The organism is Aureimonas sp. Leaf454 (assembly GCF_001424685.1).
Classification (GTDB): Bacteria; Pseudomonadota; Alphaproteobacteria; order Rhizobiales; family Rhizobiaceae; genus Plantimonas.
Genome location: NZ_LMQT01000023.1, coordinates 246,552 through 264,406, shown reverse-complemented (window position 1 = coordinate 264,406; position 17,855 = coordinate 246,552). Strand labels below are relative to the sequence as shown.

The window sequence follows — 17,855 nt, the reverse complement described above, 5'->3', positions numbered from 1 at the left end:
TTGCGAACACAGTCATGCTGATTGTCAGGTAACATACAGATTGAGCGCTCGCATGCAATGCCGCCGCCGATCATGTCTGCGTCGCCAGCAGGGGAATGGGCGGGAGAAGGCTTTGCAGCTCCGGCCGCCGAGGCTCCAGAAACGGCGGCAGGGTCAGCCGCGTACCCAGCGCTTCCACCGGCTCGTCCACGCAGAAGCCCGGTCCGTCCGTGGCGATCTCCATCAGGAGCCCGCAGGTCGATCGGAAGTTCACGGATCGGAAATAGGTGCGGTCCTTCGGCACCGTGGTGCGGATGGCGTAGCGGGCCATGAGCTCGGCGGCCATCCGGTCTTCGTCTGCGGCATCGCTCGCCCGGAAGGCGGCGTGATGGACGCTTCCGGCGCCGAGCCGCCCCATCGGAACCTGCCCCGTCTCGTCGAGCGTGATCGTGCCGCCCGGCTCCTCATGGGCCGCGAGCCGGATCGAGAGGCCCTCCCGAGCTGTCTCGCGGAAACCGAGCACCTCCCGAAAGAGCTCCCCGATCGGATCGGCCTGCCGCACCTTCAGCACGAGGTCGTGCAGCCCGAGGATGGCCGCCCCGCCTTCGATCTCGGGATGCCGCCAGTCCGGGCGCCGGGTCGAGCCACTCCCCTCCGAAAGGGAAAGCTGCGCGCCGTCGGGATCCTGAAAGACGAGCGCGCTCTCGCCGAAGGGAAGGGTCGCCCGCCGGTGGGCGATGCCGAGACGATCGAGCCGCCGCGACCACCAGGACGAAGTGCCGATCGGAATGCGCAACGAGGTTCGCCAGGCCTCGCAGGCGCCCGGCTGGCCCCGCGCCACGCGCGGCCAGGGAAAGAGTGTGAGCAAGGTGCCGGGTCGACCCATCTCGTCGCCGAAGCACAGGTGATAGGTGCCGGGGTCTTCGTGGCTGACGGTCCGCTTGACGAGGCGAAGACCGAGCGCCGCACCGTAGAAGCGGCAACTGCGGTCGACGTCGCTCGAGACCAGCGTGACATGATGAAGGCCGCGTGCGGCCATGCGCATGACTCCCATGGATTTCCTGCTCTCACTGCCCGGAACGAGACGGGCAGTCTTGGACGAAAGCGGCTTCTTGAAATGACGATGGCGCGATGTCGTCAAGACGAGTGCGCAATCGTCCAAACCAGGACCAGATCCGACAAGACGCCGATGCCCTCGACGTCCATGTCTCTCTTCAGCCCAACAGCCGCAGAGAGGACGTTCCCATGGCCATTCAAGCGACCCCTGTACCCGGCTCGCGCCTCGTCTCCCCCACCGACCACGCGCTGATCCTCATCGATTTCCAGTCGCAGATGTCCTTTGCGACGAAATCGATCGACGCGGTCAACCTTCGCAACAACGCGGCGTTGATCTCGCGTGCGGCCGCTGGATTCAAGGTCCCGACGATCCTCACGACGGTCGCCGAGAAGAGTTTCTCCGGCCCGATGTTCGAGGAAATCACCTCGGCCTTCCCCGGGCAGACGCTCTTGGACCGCACCTCGATGAACACCTGGGAGGATGCCGCCGTCATCGACGAGGTCAATCGGATCGGCCGGACACGCCTCGTCTTCGCCGGCCTCTGGACGAGCGTCTGCATCGTCGGCCCGACGTTGTCCGCGCTCGACCAGGGCTTCGAGGTCTATGCGATCGCGGACGCGTGCGGCGACGTATCGAGCGAGGCTCACGAGCGCGCGATGGAGCGGATGGTGCAGGCCGGCGTCCAGCCGATGACCTCGCTCCAATACATGCTGGAGCTCCAGCGCGACTGGGCCCGCACCGAGACCTACGAGATGACGACCGGCATCGCCAAGCAGTACGGCGGCGCCTACGGCCTCGGCATCATCTACGCCAAGTCGATGTTCAACGCCCACGAGGGCTGAACCGCCAAGGCTGCCCTCGAACGGGTCGAGGTCCGCCGCCCTTCAAGAGAGAGCGGAGTGCCCTGATGCGGCTCTACCTCCTGTCGCTCGGCGCGGGGCTCCTCGTCGGCATCGTCTACGCGCTTCTCGGCGTGCGCTCGCCGGCGCCTCCGGTGATGGCGCTCGTCGGGCTCCTCGGCATCCTCGTCGGCGAGCAGATCCCGCCGCTCGCCAAAGCCGTCCTGAAGGGGCGTGCCGACACCGCCGCCGTCCTGACCCATCGCGTCCGCCCGCACATTCTCGGGCATCTGCCGAGGGGAGACGAGGCCCCGGCCGCGTCCGCCCCCGCAACGGGAGACAGCTGATGCCGACCCGCCGGACGCTTCTCCAAGCCGCCTCCGCTCTTGCCCTTCTCGGCCCCGCGCGGGCCACCCCCACACCGGGAGACGCACAGGTGACCGCCGACCTCATCCTTCACAGCGGGCTCGTGACGACGCTCGACCGCACGAACCCCGCCGCCGAAGCCGTCGCGGTCAAGGACGGCACCTTCCTCGCCGTCGGGCGTACGGCCGACATCATGGCGCATCGCGGACACGATACGCGGGTGATCGACCTCAAGGGCCGCCGCGTCCTGCCGGGCCTCATCGACAATCATCTCCACATCATCCGGGGCGGCCTGAACTTCAACATGGAGCTGCGCTGGGACGGCGTGCGTTCACTGGCCGATGCGATGGACATGCTGAAGCGGCAGGTCGCGGCGACGCCGCCGCCGCAATGGGTCCGCGTCGTCGGCGGCTTCACCGAACACCAGTTCCAGGAGAAACGCCTGCCGACGATCGAGGAGATCAACGCGCTCGCCCCGGACACCCCGGTCTTCCTCCTCCATCTCTACGACCGTGCCCTCTTGAACGCCGCCGCGCTGCGGGCGGTCGGCTATGACCGCGACACGCCCGCACCGCACGGCGGCGAGATCACGCGTGACGCCAAGGGCCATCCGACGGGCCTCCTGCTCGCCAAGCCGAATGCAGCGATCCTCTATGCGACGCTTGCCAAGGGGCCGAAGTTGCCCTTCGACCATCAGGTCAATTCCACCCGGCATTTCATGCGCGAGCTGAACCGCCTCGGCGTCACCGGTGCGATCGATGCCGGCGGTGGGTTCCAGAACTATCCCGACGATTACGCGGTGATCCAGAAGCTGTCGGACGAAAAGCAGCTCACCGTCCGCCTCGCCTACAATCTCTTCACGCAGAAGCCGAAGGAGGAGAAGGCCGATTTCCTGAACTGGACGGCGACTTCGAACTACAAGCAGGGCGACGACTACTTCCGCCACAACGGAGCCGGCGAGATGCTCGTCTTCTCCGCCGCCGACTTCGAGGACTTCCGCGTGGAGCGGCCGGACATGCCGCCGGACTTGGAGGGCGATCTCGAGGGCGTCGTCCGGGTCCTGGCCGAGAACCGCTGGCCCTGGCGGATGCACGCGACCTACGACGAGACGATCTCGCGCGCGCTCGACGTGTTCGAGCGGGTGAACGAGGACATCCCGCTCGAGGGACTGAACTGGTTCTTCGACCATGCCGAGACGATTTCGGACCGCTCGATCGACCGGATCGCGGCGCTCGGCGGCGGCATCGCCGTGCAGCATCGCATGGCATTCCAGGGCGAGTATTTCGTCGAGCGCTACGGTCTCGGGGCCGCGGAGGCGACGCCGCCCGCCGCGCGCATCCTCGAGAAAGGCGTGAAGACCTCCGCCGGCACGGATGCGACGCGCGTCGCGTCCTACAATCCATGGGTCTCGCTGGCTTGGCTGATCACCGGCCGCACGGTCGGGGGCATGCGCATCACCCCGCAGCGCAACTGCCTCGACCGCGAGACGGCTTTGCGCATGTGGACCGAGAATGGGACCTGGTTCTCCAACGAGGAGGGCCGGAAGGGCCGGATCGAAGCCGGGCAGTTCGCCGATCTCGTCGTTCCCTCGAAGGACTTCTTTTCCTGCGCGGATGACGAGATCTCGCATCTCACCGCCGATCTCACCATGGTCGGCGGGCGCGTCGTCTACGGCGCCGGAGACTTCGCGGCCGAGGACGAGACGGACATCCCGCCGGCCATGCCGGACTGGTCGCCGGTGCGCACGTTCAAGGGCTACGGGGCCTGGGGCGAGCCGGAGGGGGCCGGGCGCCAATCGCTTCGCCGCGCCGCCATCTCGACCTGCGGCTGCGCCAGCGCCTGCGGGGTTCATGGGCACGACCATGCGGGCGCCTGGACCTCGCAGCTGCCGATCGCCGACCTGAAGAGCTTCTGGGGTGCGCTCGGCTGCGCCTGCTGGGCGGTCTGAGCATGGCGCCCTCCCTCTCTCGCCGTTCCGGCGCGGCGTCGTCCGTCTTGAGGACGGCCGCCATCGCCTGGCTCGCGCTCCTCCTCCTCTGCGCCGCCTACATCCAGGGCCCGCTGACGAAGCTCTTCGATGTTCCCGGTGCCGTCGCCGAGATGGCGCATGTCGGCCTTCGCCCCGCGCCGCTCTTCGCCGTCGTCGTCATCCTGTTGGAACTGGCCGCCTCCGCGATGATCCTCATCGGGTTTCACCGTTGGCTGGGCGCGCTCGCGCTGGCCGGCTTCACGCTCGCGGCAACGCTGGTCGCCCTGCGGTTCTGGGAACTGGCGCCCGGCTTCGAGAGGACGATGGCGGAGAACGCCTTCTTCGAACATCTCGGATTGGCGGGAGCCTTCGTTCTCGTCGCCCGGCACGACCTTCAAGCGGACCCGCCTGCGTCGCAGGCCACTCCATGAGCCATCCGATGCTCTCCACCGGTGCTGCTCAGACACGGCGCGATACGCTTCTATCGGCTGCCGCCTTCGCCGCGACGCTCGCAGCGCCGAGCGTCGTTGGGGCGACCTCACCCTCTCCCGCCACTCGCAAAGGACCCATGACCATGGCGACCGTGACCACCAAGGACGGCACCGAGATCTTCTACAAGGATTGGGGGCCCAAGGACGCCCAGCCGATCATGTTCCACCATGGCTGGCCGCTCTCGTCCGACGACTGGGATGCGCAGATGCTGTTCTTCCTCCAGAACGGCTTTCGCGTCGTCGCCCATGACCGGCGCGGCCACGGCCGTTCGGCGCAGGTCTCGGACGGCCACGACATGGATCATTATGCCGCCGACGCGTTCGCGGTCGTCGAGGCGCTGGATCTGCGCAGGGCCGTCCATATCGGCCACTCCACCGGCGGCGGCGAGGTCGCCCGCTACGTGGCCCGGCACGGCGAGCCGAGCGGGCGCGCCGCCAAGGCCGTGCTCGTCAGCGCCGTGCCGCCGCTGATGTTGAAGACCGACGCGAACCCGGAAGGCCTGCCGATGGACGTCTTCGACGGCTTTCGCCAGGGGACGGCCGGGAACCGGGCGCAGACCTTCCTCGATGTCGCGGCGGGACCCTTCTACGGCTTCAACCGCGAGGGCGCGACGGTTCATCCGGGCGTTGTCCAGAACTGGTGGCGGCAGGGCATGATGGGCAGCGCGAAGGCCCATTACGACGGGATCCGGGCCTTTTCGGAAACCGACCAGACCGAGGACTTGAAGGCGATCACGATTCCCACGCTCGTGATGCACGGCGACGACGACCAGATCGTGCCGATCGCGGATGCGGCCCTGAAGTCGATCAAGCTTCTGAGGAACGGCACGCTCAAGGTCTATGCGGGGTACCCGCACGGCATGCTGACGACGCATGCCGACGTGATCAACCCGGACCTTCTCGCCTTCATCAAGGCCTGACCACGGACCGGCTCGGCGGTGACGTCCGCCGAGCCGCCCTCTCCAAGCCACGGAGTCGCGATGTCGACGGCACCTTCGCCCAAGCCCGGGAGTCCAGCCCTCACCGGAAGCTTCGCCCCGCTGCGCCACGCGACCTTCGCGATCCTCTGGGGCGCCACCGTCCTCGGCAACACCGGCAGCTTCATGCGCGACGTCGCGAGCTCCTGGCTCGTGACGGACCTGTCGGCCTCTCCGGCCGCCGTGGCGATGATCCAGGCGGCGGGAACGCTTCCGATCTTTCTCCTCGCCATCCCCGCCGGCGTCCTTTCGGACATCCTCGACCGGCGCCGGTTCCTGATCGCGGTTCAGGTCTTCCTCGCTCTCGTCAGCCTCTCCCTTCTCCTCCTGTCCCGCGCCGGTCTCCTGACGGTCGAGGCCCTCGTCGGGCTGACCTTCCTCGGCGGCGTGGGGGCCGCTCTCGTCGCCCCCGCCTGGCAGTCGATCGTGCCCGAGCTCGTGCCTCGGGCGGAGCTGAAGAGCGCGGTCGCGCTGAATTCGCTCGGCATCAACATCGCCCGCTCCATCGGCCCTGCCGCCGGCGGTCTGATCCTCGCCTCGTTCGGCGCAGCCGTCACCTACGGCGCCGATGTGGCGAGCTATGTCTTCGTCATCGCCGCGCTTCTCTGGTGGAAGCGCCCGCAAGCCGCGGAGGATGCCCTCGCGGAGCGCTTCGGCGGGGCCTTCCGGGCAGGCCTTCGATACGCACGTTCCAGCCGCGAGCTTCACCGCGTTCTTCTTCGTGCTGCCGTCTTCTTCGCGCTCGCCAGTGCCGTCTGGGCCCTCCTGCCGCTCGTCGCCCGTAAGCTCCTGCAAGGCGATGCCGGCTTCTACGGGATCCTGCTCGGCGCCGTCGGCGCGGGTGCCATCGGCGGCGCCCTGATCATGCCGCGCTTGCGCGCACGGCTCGACGCCGACGGGCTGATCCTCGCAGCCTCGCTCGTCACGGCCGGCGTCATGGCTCTGCTCGCGCTGGCTCCGCCGCGCTTCCTCGCGCTGCCGCTGCTCCTCCTGCTGGGCGCCGCTTGGATCACCGCCCTGACGACGCTGAACGGAACGGCGCAGGCGATCCTTCCCAACTGGGTGCGGGGGCGCGCGCTCGCCGTCTACCTCACCGTCTTCAACGGCGCGATGACCGTCGGGAGCCTCGGCTGGGGTTTCGTCGCCCAGGAGATCGGCATCTCCGGCGCCCTTCTCGTCGGTGCCGCATCCCTGTCGGTCGTCGCCATCGTGCTGCACCGGGTGAAGCTGCCGACCGGCGAGGTCGATCTCATGCCGTCCAACCACTGGCCGGAGCCGCTGACGGCCGCGGCCGTCGCACATGACCGCGGGCCGGTCATCATCACGATCGAATACGCCGTTCCGCGAGCCGATCAGCCGGCCTTCCTGGCGGAGCTCCAACGGTTCTCCCATTCCCGGCGGCGCGACGGGGCCTATGCCTGGGGCGTCAGTGAGGATTCCGCCGATCCGGAAACGATCGTCGAATGGTTCTTCGTGGAATCCTGGGCCGAGCACCTGCGCCAGCACAAGCGTGTCTCGCATGCGGATGCCGACCTTCAAGCCGGCGTCCTTCGCTTCCACAAAGGGCCCGACCGACCGAAAGTCCGTCATCTCCTGGCGATGGACGCGCGATCCATCCCGTCGGCTACGCCCGACTGATGTAGGGTCATGGCCAAGAAAGCTGCCGTTCAGCCGCACTTGCCGTCCCCTCTCACGAGGGATGCAATGGCGCGAAACGTCGATCTCATCCTGGAAGAGAACAGACATGACCTGGAATCCATGCCCCGATCCGACGATCGGCGACCGCCGCAGCACGGAGGCCGTCGAGACCCTGATCATCCCGCGGGCCGTCGATCTCGGGGAGATGACCGTGCGCCGCGCTCTTCCGTCGACCCAGCGGCAGATGGTCGGACCGTTCATCTTCTTCGACCAGATGGGGCCAGCCGAGTTCCTGACGGATCAAGGCATCGACGTTCGGCCGCACCCCCACATCAACCTGTCGACGCTGACCTACCTCTTCGAAGGCGAGATCCTTCATCGCGACAGCCTCGGCACCGAGAAGGCCATTCAGCCGGGAGCCGTCAACTGGATGCGGGCGGGTCGCGGCATCGTCCACTCCGAGCGAACGGACGAGGCGCGCAAGCGGAACGGCCAGAAGCTGTTCGGCATCCAGACATGGATGGCGCTGCCGCTGGCGGATGAGGAATCCGATCCGGCTTTCCTCCATTATGGTGCCGGTGCGCTCCCGATCGTCGAAGCCGACGGCATCCGTGCCCGGCTGATCGCCGGATCGGCCTTCGGCGAGACCTCGCCCCTCGTCACCGCTTCGGAAACGCTCTACGGCGATGTCTCGCTGCGCGCCGGCGCCCGGATGCCCCTGGACGCCGGTTACGAGGAACGCGCCCTCTACACGATCGCAGGCACGATCGAGATCGCAAACGACGTCTTCGAGCCCGGCCAGTTGCTGGTGCTGCGTCCGGGCGATGCTCTGACGGTCACGGCCCGCTCCGATGCGCAGTTCATGCTGTTCGGCGGCGCGCCGATGGAGGGACCGCGCTTCATCTGGTGGAACTTCGTTTCCTCGCGGCTGGAGCGGATCGAGATGGCGAAGGAGGAATGGGCCAAGGGGCGCTTCGACACCGTGCCCGGTGATGAAGCCGAGTTCATACCGCTGCCGCAGCGGCTCGATGCACCGCAACGCGCGACGGGTGGCGTGTTCTATCCATGACGCCATGGGATGCCGATGGGGAGCCCCGTCAGGCCTTCGGCATCCCGCTTCGTCCTCGATCCTCGGTCGGCGCGATCGACGCTCTGCGGACAGCCACGACCGCCTGCGCCAGAGCCGCTCTTCAAACCACCTGACCGAAGGCCGACGGACCGCTTTCGGCCCGTCGAGTGTCGGAGTTCATGTCTCACGCAAGTGGCCGGCTTCCAGTCCGCATCTCGATCGCACCGGCCGAGACGTCGACGGTCGTCGAGGTCTCGAAGGATTGCGTTCGTCATCGCGGCGGGCGGCAGCGCGGGCGCGATCTGACGCGCGGGGTCGGTCAAGCCGAGCGCCGCTTCCCCGATCGACGTCCATGCGCATCACGCAGCCCTCGGCCAACCTGCCATCGCCGTATCCACGATCCCCATCAGCTTGCTGCGCCCTGCACCGTCCTTCGCCAGCGTCGACATGCCCTGAACGACGGCGAAGACATGGCCCGCCAGCGCTTCTGCGTTCGTGTCGACGGGCAGAAGGCCGGAACCGACGTCTTGCTCGATCCGGGCCCGCAAAGCCGCCTCGATCCCCCGGCGGATTTCGGCCAGCGTTTCGCGCACGGCGTCGGCCTCCTCCGAACTCGTGACGAGGGAGCTGGCGAGGAGGCAGCCTGGCGGTGTGTCGCTGCCGGTGTCGCCGATGACGGCTGCCACCAGAAGGTCGCGGGCGGCATCATGGGCGCTCGCCGCGTCGGCGATGCTTTGTTCCACAGCTTCGAGACCTCCGAGATAGAGATCGACCGCTTCCAGGAACAGGCGCCGCTTGTTTCCGAAGGCCGCATAGAGACTTGGGGGCGTGATCCCCATCGCGCGCGTCAGCTCGGCGATGGAGGTGGCCTCGTATCCATGGCGCCAGAAGAGATGCATCGCGCTGACCAGCGCCGCATCCCGGTCGAAGGAGAGCGGCCGGCCCGTGCGTCGCGCGGCCAAAGCGGGAGAGGGTTCCATATCGGTTGCTATAGAACCCTTGACCCGATCGATCAAGCCGACTAGACGCTTACATAGCGATCACTAGGAAACGCTTCCATGTCGATGAACACCTATCGCACGCTCGGTCGCTCTGGCTTGGTCGTCAGTCCTCTTTCTCTTGGAACGATGACGTTCGGCGTCGGTCGGTGGGGCATGGAGAAGCCCGATGCCGAGGCTGTCTTCGATGCCTATGTCGAGGCCGGCGGCAATCTGGTGGATACGGCCGACGTCTATGCCGGCGGCCGCAGCGAAGAGATGCTGGGGTCCATGATCGCCGATCGCGGGCTTCGCGACAGCCTCGTCGTCGCCACCAAGTCCGGGTTTTCCGCCGGGCGCGGTCCCCATGCCGGCGGCAACGGCTCCAAGCATGTGCATGCCGCGCTGGACGGCTCGCTGCGTCGGCTCGGAACCGATTACATCGATCTCTACTGGGTTCACGTCTGGGACTCGACGACCCCTGCCGAGGAATTGCTGGAGACGATGGCAGGCCTCGTGCGGATGGGAAAGATCCGCTACTGGGGCCTCTCCAATGCACCGGCCTGGTATGTCGCGAAGATCGCGACGCTCGCCGCCGCCCACGCGATGCCGGGCCCGATCGCTCTTCAGTACTTCTATTCGTTGTTGAGCCGCGACGTCGAGGCGGAGCACCTGCCGCTCGCTCGCGACATGGGACTTGGCATGATGCCATGGAGCCCGCTTGCCCAAGGTCTTCTGACGGGCAAGTACGACCGCGCCGTCGTCGCGGCAAGCGCGCCGCGCGCCGGCGGCCTTCCCAGCGATGTCGGAACCGGCGCATCTCGCCCCGAGGGTGACAAGCGGCTCGACGGCAGCAACCCCTTCGGCGATACGCTCTTCACCGAGCGCAACTGGAGGATCGTCGATACGCTTCGCCATGTTGCCGACACGATCGGCGAGACCCCATCGCGCGTTGCATTGGCCTGGATTCTTTCCAAGCCCGGCGTCGACACGGCCTTGATGGGTGTCAGCCGCGTCTCGCAAGTTCATGACAATATGGCCGCAACCGAGCTTCGCCTGCCCGCGGAGCAGATCGCGGTCCTCGACGAGGCCAGCAAACCAGAGGCCGCGATGATCTACGGCCTCTTCACGCGAACCGCGCGCCAGCACCTGGTTCTCGGCGGAAGCGATGTGGTGGATCGAACGCGATGAAAGATCGACGGATCTGCGCTGGACGGAACGTTCGGTCCTTCGTCGCCCGCACGGAAGGCGGCTCGAACGAGATCCGCTTTCGAGACGATGTTCGTCGGACTGCAAGGACCCATTGGGGTCGACAACGGAACGACGGCTGTCTGCGCGGTCTGTTCGATCGCTGCCGGTCGGCTTTCGCCCCGAGGGACATAGGCCTCGCCATCGTTCGTCCTCTGGAGACGCGTTGGAACGGGTCGCCGGTACCGCAACAAAGCCGCCCGTCGGTCATTCGAAGACCATGAGCCAAGATCTTCCCGAACTCCCGTCACATGCGTTTGCGAAAGCCGATCCCGACGATGACGAACTGTTCTACGGACCGGCGCGTCTCGTAACCCACATCGACGGCGACGCGACCGCGGCCCTTGCGCGGTTCTACGCAAGTCGTCTGCGCAAGGACGATGCCGTTCTCGACCTCATGTCGAGTTGGATCAGCCATTTGCCGGCCGACCTCGACCTGCGTGAGGTGGTCGGTCATGGCATGAACGGCGAGGAGCTCGCCGCCAATCCTCGCCTCGACAGTTGGTTCGTGCAGAACCTGAACAACGTCTCCACTCTTCCTCTCGGGAGCGGGCGTTTCGATGCGGTGCTGTGTTGCGTCGGGGTCCAGTATCTCCAGCAGCCCGTTGCCGTGTTCCGCGAGGCGAGGCGGGTGCTTCGCCGGGACGGTCTTATCGCCGTCAGCTTCTCCAACCGCTGCTTCCCCACGAAGGCCGTCGCCGTCTGGCAGGCACTCGATGTGAACGGCCAAGCCGTTTTGGTGCGTCTCTACCTGGAACGCGCCGGGTTCGGCGACGTGGAAGCGATCGTCCTGCGCGACGGTCGCGAGGGCGATCCGCTCGTTTGCGTGCTGGGTCGGGGATAGGCAGCGCCGACGTCGCCTCGACGCCTCGACGCTTCGCGAGGATGCGGGCCCGAAGCCGCGGGTCTGTCCTTTCCCGTCCACGTGGCGCACAGATCGAGTTCCTCTCTTCCAGTCCCTCCATGCGGTCCTGGCGCGGGGCGAGTTGCGGACGGAGGCGACGAAGGGATCGAACGTCGCGGCGGCCGTTCGCGTTGGCGCAAAGCTGCGGCGCAGAATTCGAAACCCGAACCGACAATCAAGCGAAAGAGTGCGACATGAAATACGCCCCCTTCGGCAATTCCGGCATGATGGTCTCGCCCTTCGTGCTCGGCACCGTCACCTTCGGCGGCACCCACGGCTTCGAAAAGACCGGCAATGTCGGCGTCGAGGACGCGAAGCGCTTCATCGACATCGCCCGCGACGCCGGCGTCAATGCCATCGACACCGCCAACATCTATTCGAAGGGCGATTCCGAAAAGGTCGTCGGCGAGGCGGTGAAGGGCCGTCGGAACGACCTTCTGATCTTCTCCAAGGTTCGCACCACCATGGGCGAGGGGCCGAACATGGCCGGCGCATCCCGCGCCCACATCATGGGCCAGATCGACGAAAGCCTGAAGCGACTACAGACCGACTGGATCGACCACTACTGGATCCACCAGTGGGACGGCGTCACCCCGGTGGAAGAGACCGTCGCGGTGATGGACGGCCTGATCCGCGCCGGCAAGATCCGCTCCTGGGGCGTCTCCAACTATGGCGGCTGGCAGGTGGCCAAGACCGTGCTGACGGCGAAGATGCTCGGCGCGACGCCGCCGGCCGCCCACCAGCTCAACTACACGCCCGAGGCCCGCGAGGCCGAATACGAGATCATCCCGGCCGGCCGAGATCTCGGCGTTGCGACGCAGGTCTGGAGTCCGCTCGGGGAGGGGCTCCTCACCGGTAAGATCGACCGCAACAACGGCCCGCAGCCGGGCACCCGCCAGGGCAACGACTGGCCGGAGCCGCACATCGTTGACACCGAGCGGCTCTACCGGGTGATTGACGTGCTCAAGGATGTCGCCGCCGAGGTCGGCCGCAGCGTGCCGCAGGTGGTTCTCGCCTGGCTGCGCGAGCGCCCGGGCGTCCACTCGATCGCCCTCGGCGCACGCAGCGAAGAGCATCTGCGCGACAATCTCGGATCGATCGAGCTGACGCTCTCGGAGGAACAGGCCAAGCGCATCGAGAAGGCCGGCAGGCCACCGGCCATCGTGCCGCTCTGGCACCGGGCGATGAACGGCATGGACCGGGTCAGCGAGTCCGAGCGGGCGTATCTGGAGGGATATCGGGAGACGATGGGGCTGGGGTGAAGACAACGGCGCAGTCGGGCCGTGAGATCGGTCGCACGCTGGCATCCGGGGCGGTCGGCGCCGCTCCGGACGCGAGCGCCGGGTTCACGTGGCGCCGATCCTGAGCAGGCGGATGATCCAAGCCCGACACTGACCCGTCCGCACGCGGACATTCCCGACCGAGCGATCATCGACAACGTTCGGGATCGAGACGCTCGGCTCAAAACGGGACACTCGGGTGGAAAGTCCCTGCTCCGCTATCCTCTTCGGATGGCTCCCGGACGGTCGGCTTCGCGCCGTCCGCCCAACAGCCACGGATCACCTCGGCCGGGTCGAATCCTGACGGACACGATCCACATCCCGACCGCTGCCACGACCGCATACAGCCCCATCGTCGCAAGCTGAAGGCCGTAGTCCATCCCGGCGTCGATGAGGTATCCCGTCAGCCCCGGGCCCGCGGCACTGGCGAACACCATGGTGGCGACGACGACCGAGCGGATCGCGCCGAGATGGGCGGTGCCGTAGAGCTCGGGCCACATCGCTCCGGACAGGGTCGACGAGAAGCCGTTGCTGACGCCCATCAACGCCATGAACACGAAGATCGCCCACGGCGCCGTGACGAAAGCCGCGACGAAGCAGGCCGCGGCGAGCGGCAGGAGGAACAGCGGCAGGACCCGGGCCGCGGACGTGCGGTCGATCAGCCAGCCCGCGAACAGCGTGAAGGCGACGTTCGCCGCCGACATGACGGCAAAGCCCCCGGCGAACAGCGTCAGCGGCCATCCGCGCAGCTCCGTCAGGTAGACCTGATGGAAGAAGATGGTGGTGGCGACGAAGGGCGGCGCGAGCACGCCCGCCGAGATCAGGTAGAATTTCGGATCGCGCAGCACCTCCGACAGCGTCCAATGGCGGACGGGCAACCGGTGAACGGTGGCCGGATCGTTCTGCGGGACGCGATCCCGCCGCAGGAGCAAGGTGACGACGGGAAGCGCCACGAGGAGCAGCGCGCCCGTTCCCGTGAACCAGGACGCCCGCCAGCCGATCGCGCCCGCGACGATCACGAACAGGAAGGGCAGCAGGGCCTCGCCAGTTTGTTGGCCTAAAGTCACCAGCGAGACCGCCCGTCCTCGGTTCGCCGAAAACCAGCGGCCGGTGGCGGTAAGGGCGGTCTGGGTCATCATGCCCTGGCCGAACAAGCGGAGCAGGTAGAGCGACAGGACGAGCGCCGGGATCGAGGCGGACAGGCCCATGAAGACCGTCGCCAGCGCCAGCATGATCATCGTGCCGACGGCGACGGTGATCGTGCGATAGCGGTCGAGGACGCGTCCGAGGAAGGGCAGCGTCAGGGCGCTGCCGAGCGTCGCCAGCATGTAGAGGCCGCCGAACTCGCCGTGGCTGAGGCCATAGGATTGGCGGATCCCGGCGTTCGACAGCGAGATGAAGAACGTCTGTCCGAAGGACGAGAAGAAGGTCAGCAGGAACCCGCCGACCAGCCATCTCGCGTTGTCGGCGAGGAACTGCCCCATTGTCCGCACTTGTGTGGTCCTTCGATCGAAAGCGTCGTCCCGGTGACGGGACGGCCTTGGATGTTCGCTTAAGCGCTGCCGCCGTCCGGCGACAGGAGAAGCTCGGTGAGGTCGACCACATCGTCGGCCTCGGCCATCAGATCCGCGGAGGCACGGACGGCGTCGGGAATGGCGAGCGCGGTCGCGAGCGTCACCGGCACGCCGCCCTGGCGGCGGATCCGGATCGCCCGCACCAGGGAAACGAGCTTGCGGTCGCCTGCCACGAGGATGACCCGGTCTGTCCCATGCGAGGCTTCGAGCGCGTCGACGGCGAGTTCGATATGGTTCGTTTCGTTTCGCTCCCGAGGCCCCGGCCCCCCGTCGGACGGCAGGGCGCCCTGAATCTCGAAGCCCTTGCGGTCGAGATGGCGGAGCAAGCCCCCTCCTGCCGCTCCACCTCCGTCTCGTCCCGGAGGTCGCGATAACAGACGGGGCGCACGACCGGAGCGGGGGGACGAAGCGGGCGAGAATGGCCGGAAAGCGCAGCCGCACCCCAAGCGACGTGCGGGTGCGGTCGCAGTGGGCGCCGTCGAAGGCCACGAGCACGAACCGTGCCCCGGCCTTCCCGGCACCGTCCGACGCGCCGCTCACCGGATGACGAGCACGGGGATCGCGCAGGCCTGGATGAGCGCGGTCGTGGTCGACCCGACGATCAGATTGCGGATGCGGGAATGGCCGTAGGCGCCCATCACGAGGAGGTCGATCCCGTCAGATCTCACACGATCGGCGATGACGTCGTCGGCCTCGCCCTCCTCGATGCTGACGGTGACGGCGTAGCCGGCCGCCATCAGCGTCTGTTCGGCCTCGCGCAGGCGGGCCGCGGGTTCACCGGCTCTTGTCCCGACCATCAGGAGGAGGCACGGCCATCCCGACAGAAGAGGGCTGGCCGCCACGCGGGCGACCACCTGTTCGGAGGACCGGCCGCCGTCGAAGGCCACCATGAAGCGCTCGATCGGCTTGAAGGCGCGGGAGGCGACGAGGACGGGCTTTTTCGATGCGCGCACGACGCGCTCCATGTTGGAGCCGAGATGCCCGTCAGCGAAATCCGCGGCCTCGCCCCGCTTGCCGATCACGACGAGGCGCGTTTCGCCGTCGAGATCCCGGATCGTGTCGGCGACGTCGCCGTGCCGAAGCTTTTCCTCGACCTCGGCGACCCCCGCCGCACGCAGTCGCGCCGCGGCCCCGCCGAGGAGATGATGCCCTCGGAGCGAGCCGACCTTCGCCTTCTGGCGGTCGAGTTCGGCGAGCTCGAGGAGCAGGGTCTCGCGGCCGCCGAACTCCAGGCTGCCGCTGAGATCGAGCGGGGCGCTCGCCGTGTCGCGGCGCCCGAGCGCGTGAAGGACCTCGACGGGAGCCCCGAGACGCCGGGCGGCCCAGGCGGCGTGGTCGCAGACGCTGGCCGCGTAGGCCGAGCCGTCGATGCAGGTCATGATCTTGGTCATGTCGGTTCTCCTCCCTCAGTGGGCCGAGAGGCGGTCCATCGCCCCCGGCTTGTCGTGGATGGCGAGCTTGTCGACGATGGTGGTGCTCGCTTCGTTGAGGCCCAGCACCTCCACCTCGGAGCCCTCGCGGCGGAACTTCAGGATGACGCGATCGAGCGCCGCGACGCCCGAGACGTCCCAGATGTGGGCCGAGCCGACGTCGATCACGACCTTGTCGAGAGCCTCCTTGACGTCGAAGGCGGAGGCGAAGCGCCCGGCGGAGGCGAAGAACACCTGTCCCGCCACGCGGTAGGTGCGGGTCCGCCCGTCCGGTGACACGTCCGACGTGACGGCGAAGAGCTGCGCCACCTTCGAGGCGAAGAAGACGCTGGAGAGCATCACGCCGATGACGACGCCGATGGCGAGGTTGTGGGTCCAAACGACCGTGACGACGGTCGCCAGCATGACGAGCGACGAGCGCTTGGGATGCAGGGTCAGGTCCTTCAGCGAACCCCAGGAAAAGGTGCCGATCGAGACCATGATCATGATCGCGACGAGCGCCGCCATCGGGATGATGCGCACCCAGTCGCCGAGGACGACGATCAGGAACAGGAGCGCGATGCCCGCGACAGCGCAGGACAGGCGTCCGCGCCCCCCGGACTTCACGTTGATGACGGACTGGCCGATCATCGCGCAGCCCGCCATGCCGCCGAAGAAGCCCGTGACGGTGTTGGCGATGCCTTGGCCGACGCATTCCCGGTTCTTGTCCGACGGCGTGTCGGTGAGGTCGTCGACGATCTGCGCCGTCATCAGGCTCTCGAGGAGACCGACGACCGCCACCGCCGCCGAATAGGGCAGGATGATCAGGAAGGTGTCGAGGTCGAGCGGGATGTCCGGCAGGAGGAAGACGGGCAGCGTCGAGGGCAGCTCGCCCATATCGCCGACGACTCGGATGTCCATGCCGAAGCCGAGCGAGATCGCCGTCAGGACGACGATGGCAACGAGCGGCGAAGGGACGGCCGTCGTGATCCGCGGGAAGAGGTAGATGATGGCGAGACCGAGGGCGACCATGACGTAGGTCATGGAGGGCACGCCCACGAGTTCGGGGATCTGCGCCATGAAGATCAGGATCGCCAGCGCGTTCACGAACCCGGTGATCACCGAGCGCGAGACGAACTGCATGGCGTCGCCGAGCCTCAGGAAGCCTGCCGCGATCTGGAGGAGACCGGCGAGGACCGTGGCGGCGAGGAGGTATTGGAGGCCGTGGTCGCGCACGAGCGTGATCATGAGGACGGCGGTCGCGGCGGTGGCGGCGGAGATCATGCCGGGCCGGCCGCCGAAGACGGCGGTGAGGACGGCGATCGTGAAGGAGGCGTAGAGGCCGACCTTCGGATCGACGCCCGCGATGATGGAGAAGGCGATGGCTTCGGGAATGAGGGCGAGCGCGACGACGAGACCTGCGAGGAGGTCGCCACGCACGTTCCCGATCCACTCGCGGCGGAGCGTTTCGAACGAGTTCATCGGGGTCTTTTGGCTATGGGCGGATCGCGTGTCGGCTCATGGCGGACGAAGGCGATCGGCTGGTTGGTTGGCCGGGGGATCGGCGCCCGGCGTAGCCACCCGATTGAACGGGTCCATACTGCACGGCCTTCTTGCCGTGCCTCGGGCGAGAAGGCAAGCCTCCTCACGTCTGCTTCGTCCATGCCGTCGACCGATCGCGAACGTTCTGGACGGGTCGAAACGCGCCTCGTCCTTCCAGCCTGACCGGTTCAAGCCTGTGCCCTCCCGACAAATCTCATGCGGACCGGGGACCACTGCGGGTCAGGATGGTGCTGGAACTCCTGATCGACCTCGTCCGGGCCGATCCGGCCATGCGGCTGTCGGCAGGCGATCGGTCGTAGCTTGTCTGGAATGCCGATGTGAACGACGGCTTTTCGGAAGCGGCGATACCTTCGCGCCTGCCCACGTCGGGTCGATACCGGCAAGGGCCCTCGAAGTTTCGGTTTCCCGACTGATGGGCTCTGAAGGGGAGGCCATGCCGTCGGCAGGAGTTGCAGTTCACCGCACGCAACCGACGACGGCCCACGGGCTTTTGACGGTATAGGGTTGTCGCCATG

At 67.3% G+C, this 17,855-nt stretch carries 16 protein-coding genes and 1 other annotated feature; of the genes, 10 read left to right on the top strand and 6 right to left on the bottom strand.

Annotated elements, in window-relative coordinates; genetic code table 11:
* Positions 1-70: 70 nt before the first annotated feature.
* On the bottom strand, positions 71-1,033 hold the full coding sequence (locus tag ASG43_RS18950) for a VOC family protein (RefSeq protein ID WP_082491052.1): 963 nt from the start codon (positions 1,031-1,033) through the stop codon (positions 71-73).
* Positions 1,034-1,230: 197 nt separating this feature from the next.
* Here ASG43_RS18950 and ASG43_RS18945 point away from each other — a divergent pair, with 197 nt between their 5' ends.
* The 7 genes from ASG43_RS18945 (at position 1,231) to ASG43_RS18915 (ending at position 8,385) form a co-directional block, all read left to right on the top strand.
* A complete protein-coding gene (locus ASG43_RS18945) occupies positions 1,231-1,878 on the top strand; it encodes a hydrolase (protein WP_056508426.1) in 648 nt (215 codons plus the stop codon).
* A gap of 65 nt (positions 1,879-1,943) precedes the next feature.
* Entirely contained in the window at positions 1,944-2,222 is a 279-nt protein-coding gene (locus ASG43_RS18940; protein WP_056508252.1) for a XapX domain-containing protein, read from the top strand.
* Positions 2,222-4,189: an amidohydrolase gene (locus ASG43_RS18935; protein ID WP_056508251.1), complete on the top strand. Its 1,968-nt coding sequence runs from the start codon at positions 2,222-2,224 to the stop codon at positions 4,187-4,189. The genes ASG43_RS18940 and ASG43_RS18935 overlap by 1 nt, the downstream gene beginning before the upstream one ends.
* A 2-nt stretch (positions 4,190-4,191) precedes the next feature.
* Entirely contained in the window at positions 4,192-4,641 is a 450-nt protein-coding gene (locus ASG43_RS18930) for a DoxX family protein (protein ID WP_082491051.1), read from the top strand.
* Between the two features lie 8 nt (positions 4,642-4,649).
* A complete protein-coding gene (locus tag ASG43_RS18925; RefSeq protein WP_082491062.1) occupies positions 4,650-5,621 on the top strand; it encodes an alpha/beta hydrolase in 972 nt (323 codons plus the stop codon).
* A gap of 60 nt (positions 5,622-5,681) precedes the next feature.
* A complete protein-coding gene (locus tag ASG43_RS18920; RefSeq protein ID WP_056508247.1) occupies positions 5,682-7,316 on the top strand; it encodes an MFS transporter in 1,635 nt (544 codons plus the stop codon).
* Positions 7,317-7,422: 106 nt separating this feature from the next.
* Positions 7,423-8,385: a pirin family protein gene (locus ASG43_RS18915; RefSeq protein WP_056508245.1), complete on the top strand. Its 963-nt coding sequence runs from the start codon at positions 7,423-7,425 to the stop codon at positions 8,383-8,385.
* A 359-nt stretch (positions 8,386-8,744) separates the two neighbouring features.
* Here ASG43_RS18915 and ASG43_RS18910 read toward each other — a convergent pair whose 3' ends face one another.
* Complete coding sequence (locus ASG43_RS18910) at positions 8,745-9,365, bottom strand: TetR/AcrR family transcriptional regulator (RefSeq protein WP_200939533.1); 621 nt, start codon at positions 9,363-9,365, stop codon at positions 8,745-8,747.
* 78 nt (positions 9,366-9,443) lie between these two features.
* On the opposite strand from ASG43_RS18910, the gene ASG43_RS18905 reads away from it, so the two are divergent.
* The 3 genes from ASG43_RS18905 (at position 9,444) to ASG43_RS18895 (ending at position 12,776) form a co-directional block, all read left to right on the top strand.
* Positions 9,444-10,553, top strand: a complete 1,110-nt coding sequence (locus ASG43_RS18905) for an aldo/keto reductase (RefSeq protein WP_056508243.1) — start codon at positions 9,444-9,446, stop codon at positions 10,551-10,553.
* Between the two features lie 277 nt (positions 10,554-10,830).
* Positions 10,831-11,454 carry a methyltransferase domain-containing protein gene (locus ASG43_RS18900; protein WP_056508241.1) on the top strand — a complete coding sequence of 208 codons (624 nt, stop codon included), beginning with the start codon at positions 10,831-10,833 and terminating at the stop codon, positions 11,452-11,454.
* Positions 11,455-11,708: 254 nt separating this feature from the next.
* A complete protein-coding gene (locus ASG43_RS18895) occupies positions 11,709-12,776 on the top strand; it encodes an aldo/keto reductase (protein WP_056508239.1) in 1,068 nt (355 codons plus the stop codon).
* A gap of 236 nt (positions 12,777-13,012) precedes the next feature.
* Here the strand turns inward: ASG43_RS18895 and ASG43_RS18890 are convergent, their stop codons facing one another.
* The 4 genes from ASG43_RS18890 to ASG43_RS18875 form a co-directional block, all read right to left on the bottom strand.
* Entirely contained in the window at positions 13,013-14,278 is a 1,266-nt protein-coding gene (locus tag ASG43_RS18890; protein WP_082491050.1) for an MFS transporter, read from the bottom strand.
* Between the two features lie 68 nt (positions 14,279-14,346).
* The gene (locus tag ASG43_RS23180; protein ID WP_056508237.1) at positions 14,347-14,694 is read right to left on the bottom strand and encodes an NYN domain-containing protein; all 348 of its coding nucleotides are present in this window, start codon (positions 14,692-14,694) and stop codon (positions 14,347-14,349) included.
* 210 nt (positions 14,695-14,904) lie between these two features.
* Complete coding sequence (locus tag ASG43_RS18880; RefSeq protein WP_056508236.1) at positions 14,905-15,759, bottom strand: universal stress protein; 855 nt, start codon at positions 15,757-15,759, stop codon at positions 14,905-14,907.
* Between the two features lie 15 nt (positions 15,760-15,774).
* Complete coding sequence (locus ASG43_RS18875; RefSeq protein ID WP_056508235.1) at positions 15,775-17,259, bottom strand: SulP family inorganic anion transporter; 1,485 nt, start codon at positions 17,257-17,259, stop codon at positions 15,775-15,777.
* Between the two features lie 65 nt (positions 17,260-17,324).
* Positions 17,325-17,377: a sequence feature (sul1 is cis-regulatory element that is thought to sense ions involved in sulfur or methionine metabolism; They are found in Alphaproteobacteria), on the bottom strand.
* Positions 17,378-17,855 lie beyond the last annotated feature (478 nt).

Excerpts from the sequence above, each read along its gene's own strand:
- ASG43_RS18950 (WP_082491052.1), bottom strand. The coding sequence starts at position 1,033 with ATGGGAGTCATGCGCATGGCCGCACGCGGCCTTCATCATGTCACGCTG.
- ASG43_RS18940 (WP_056508252.1), top strand. The coding sequence starts at position 1,944 with ATGCGGCTCTACCTCCTGTCGCTCGGCGCGGGGCTCCTCGTCGGCATC.
- ASG43_RS18935 (WP_056508251.1), top strand. The coding sequence starts at position 2,222 with ATGCCGACCCGCCGGACGCTTCTCCAAGCCGCCTCCGCTCTTGCCCTT.
- ASG43_RS18930 (WP_082491051.1), top strand. The coding sequence starts at position 4,192 with ATGGCGCCCTCCCTCTCTCGCCGTTCCGGCGCGGCGTCGTCCGTCTTG.
- ASG43_RS18925 (WP_082491062.1), top strand. The coding sequence starts at position 4,650 with ATGCTCTCCACCGGTGCTGCTCAGACACGGCGCGATACGCTTCTATCG.
- ASG43_RS18920 (WP_056508247.1), top strand. The coding sequence starts at position 5,682 with ATGTCGACGGCACCTTCGCCCAAGCCCGGGAGTCCAGCCCTCACCGGA.
- ASG43_RS18915 (WP_056508245.1), top strand. The coding sequence starts at position 7,423 with ATGACCTGGAATCCATGCCCCGATCCGACGATCGGCGACCGCCGCAGC.
- ASG43_RS18910 (WP_200939533.1), bottom strand. The coding sequence starts at position 9,365 with ATGGAACCCTCTCCCGCTTTGGCCGCGCGACGCACGGGCCGGCCGCTC.
- ASG43_RS18905 (WP_056508243.1), top strand. The coding sequence starts at position 9,444 with ATGTCGATGAACACCTATCGCACGCTCGGTCGCTCTGGCTTGGTCGTC.
- ASG43_RS18900 (WP_056508241.1), top strand. The coding sequence starts at position 10,831 with ATGAGCCAAGATCTTCCCGAACTCCCGTCACATGCGTTTGCGAAAGCC.
- ASG43_RS18895 (WP_056508239.1), top strand. The coding sequence starts at position 11,709 with ATGAAATACGCCCCCTTCGGCAATTCCGGCATGATGGTCTCGCCCTTC.
- ASG43_RS18890 (WP_082491050.1), bottom strand. The coding sequence starts at position 14,278 with ATGGGGCAGTTCCTCGCCGACAACGCGAGATGGCTGGTCGGCGGGTTC.
- ASG43_RS18880 (WP_056508236.1), bottom strand. The coding sequence starts at position 15,759 with ATGACCAAGATCATGACCTGCATCGACGGCTCGGCCTACGCGGCCAGC.
- ASG43_RS18875 (WP_056508235.1), bottom strand. The coding sequence starts at position 17,259 with ATGAACTCGTTCGAAACGCTCCGCCGCGAGTGGATCGGGAACGTGCGT.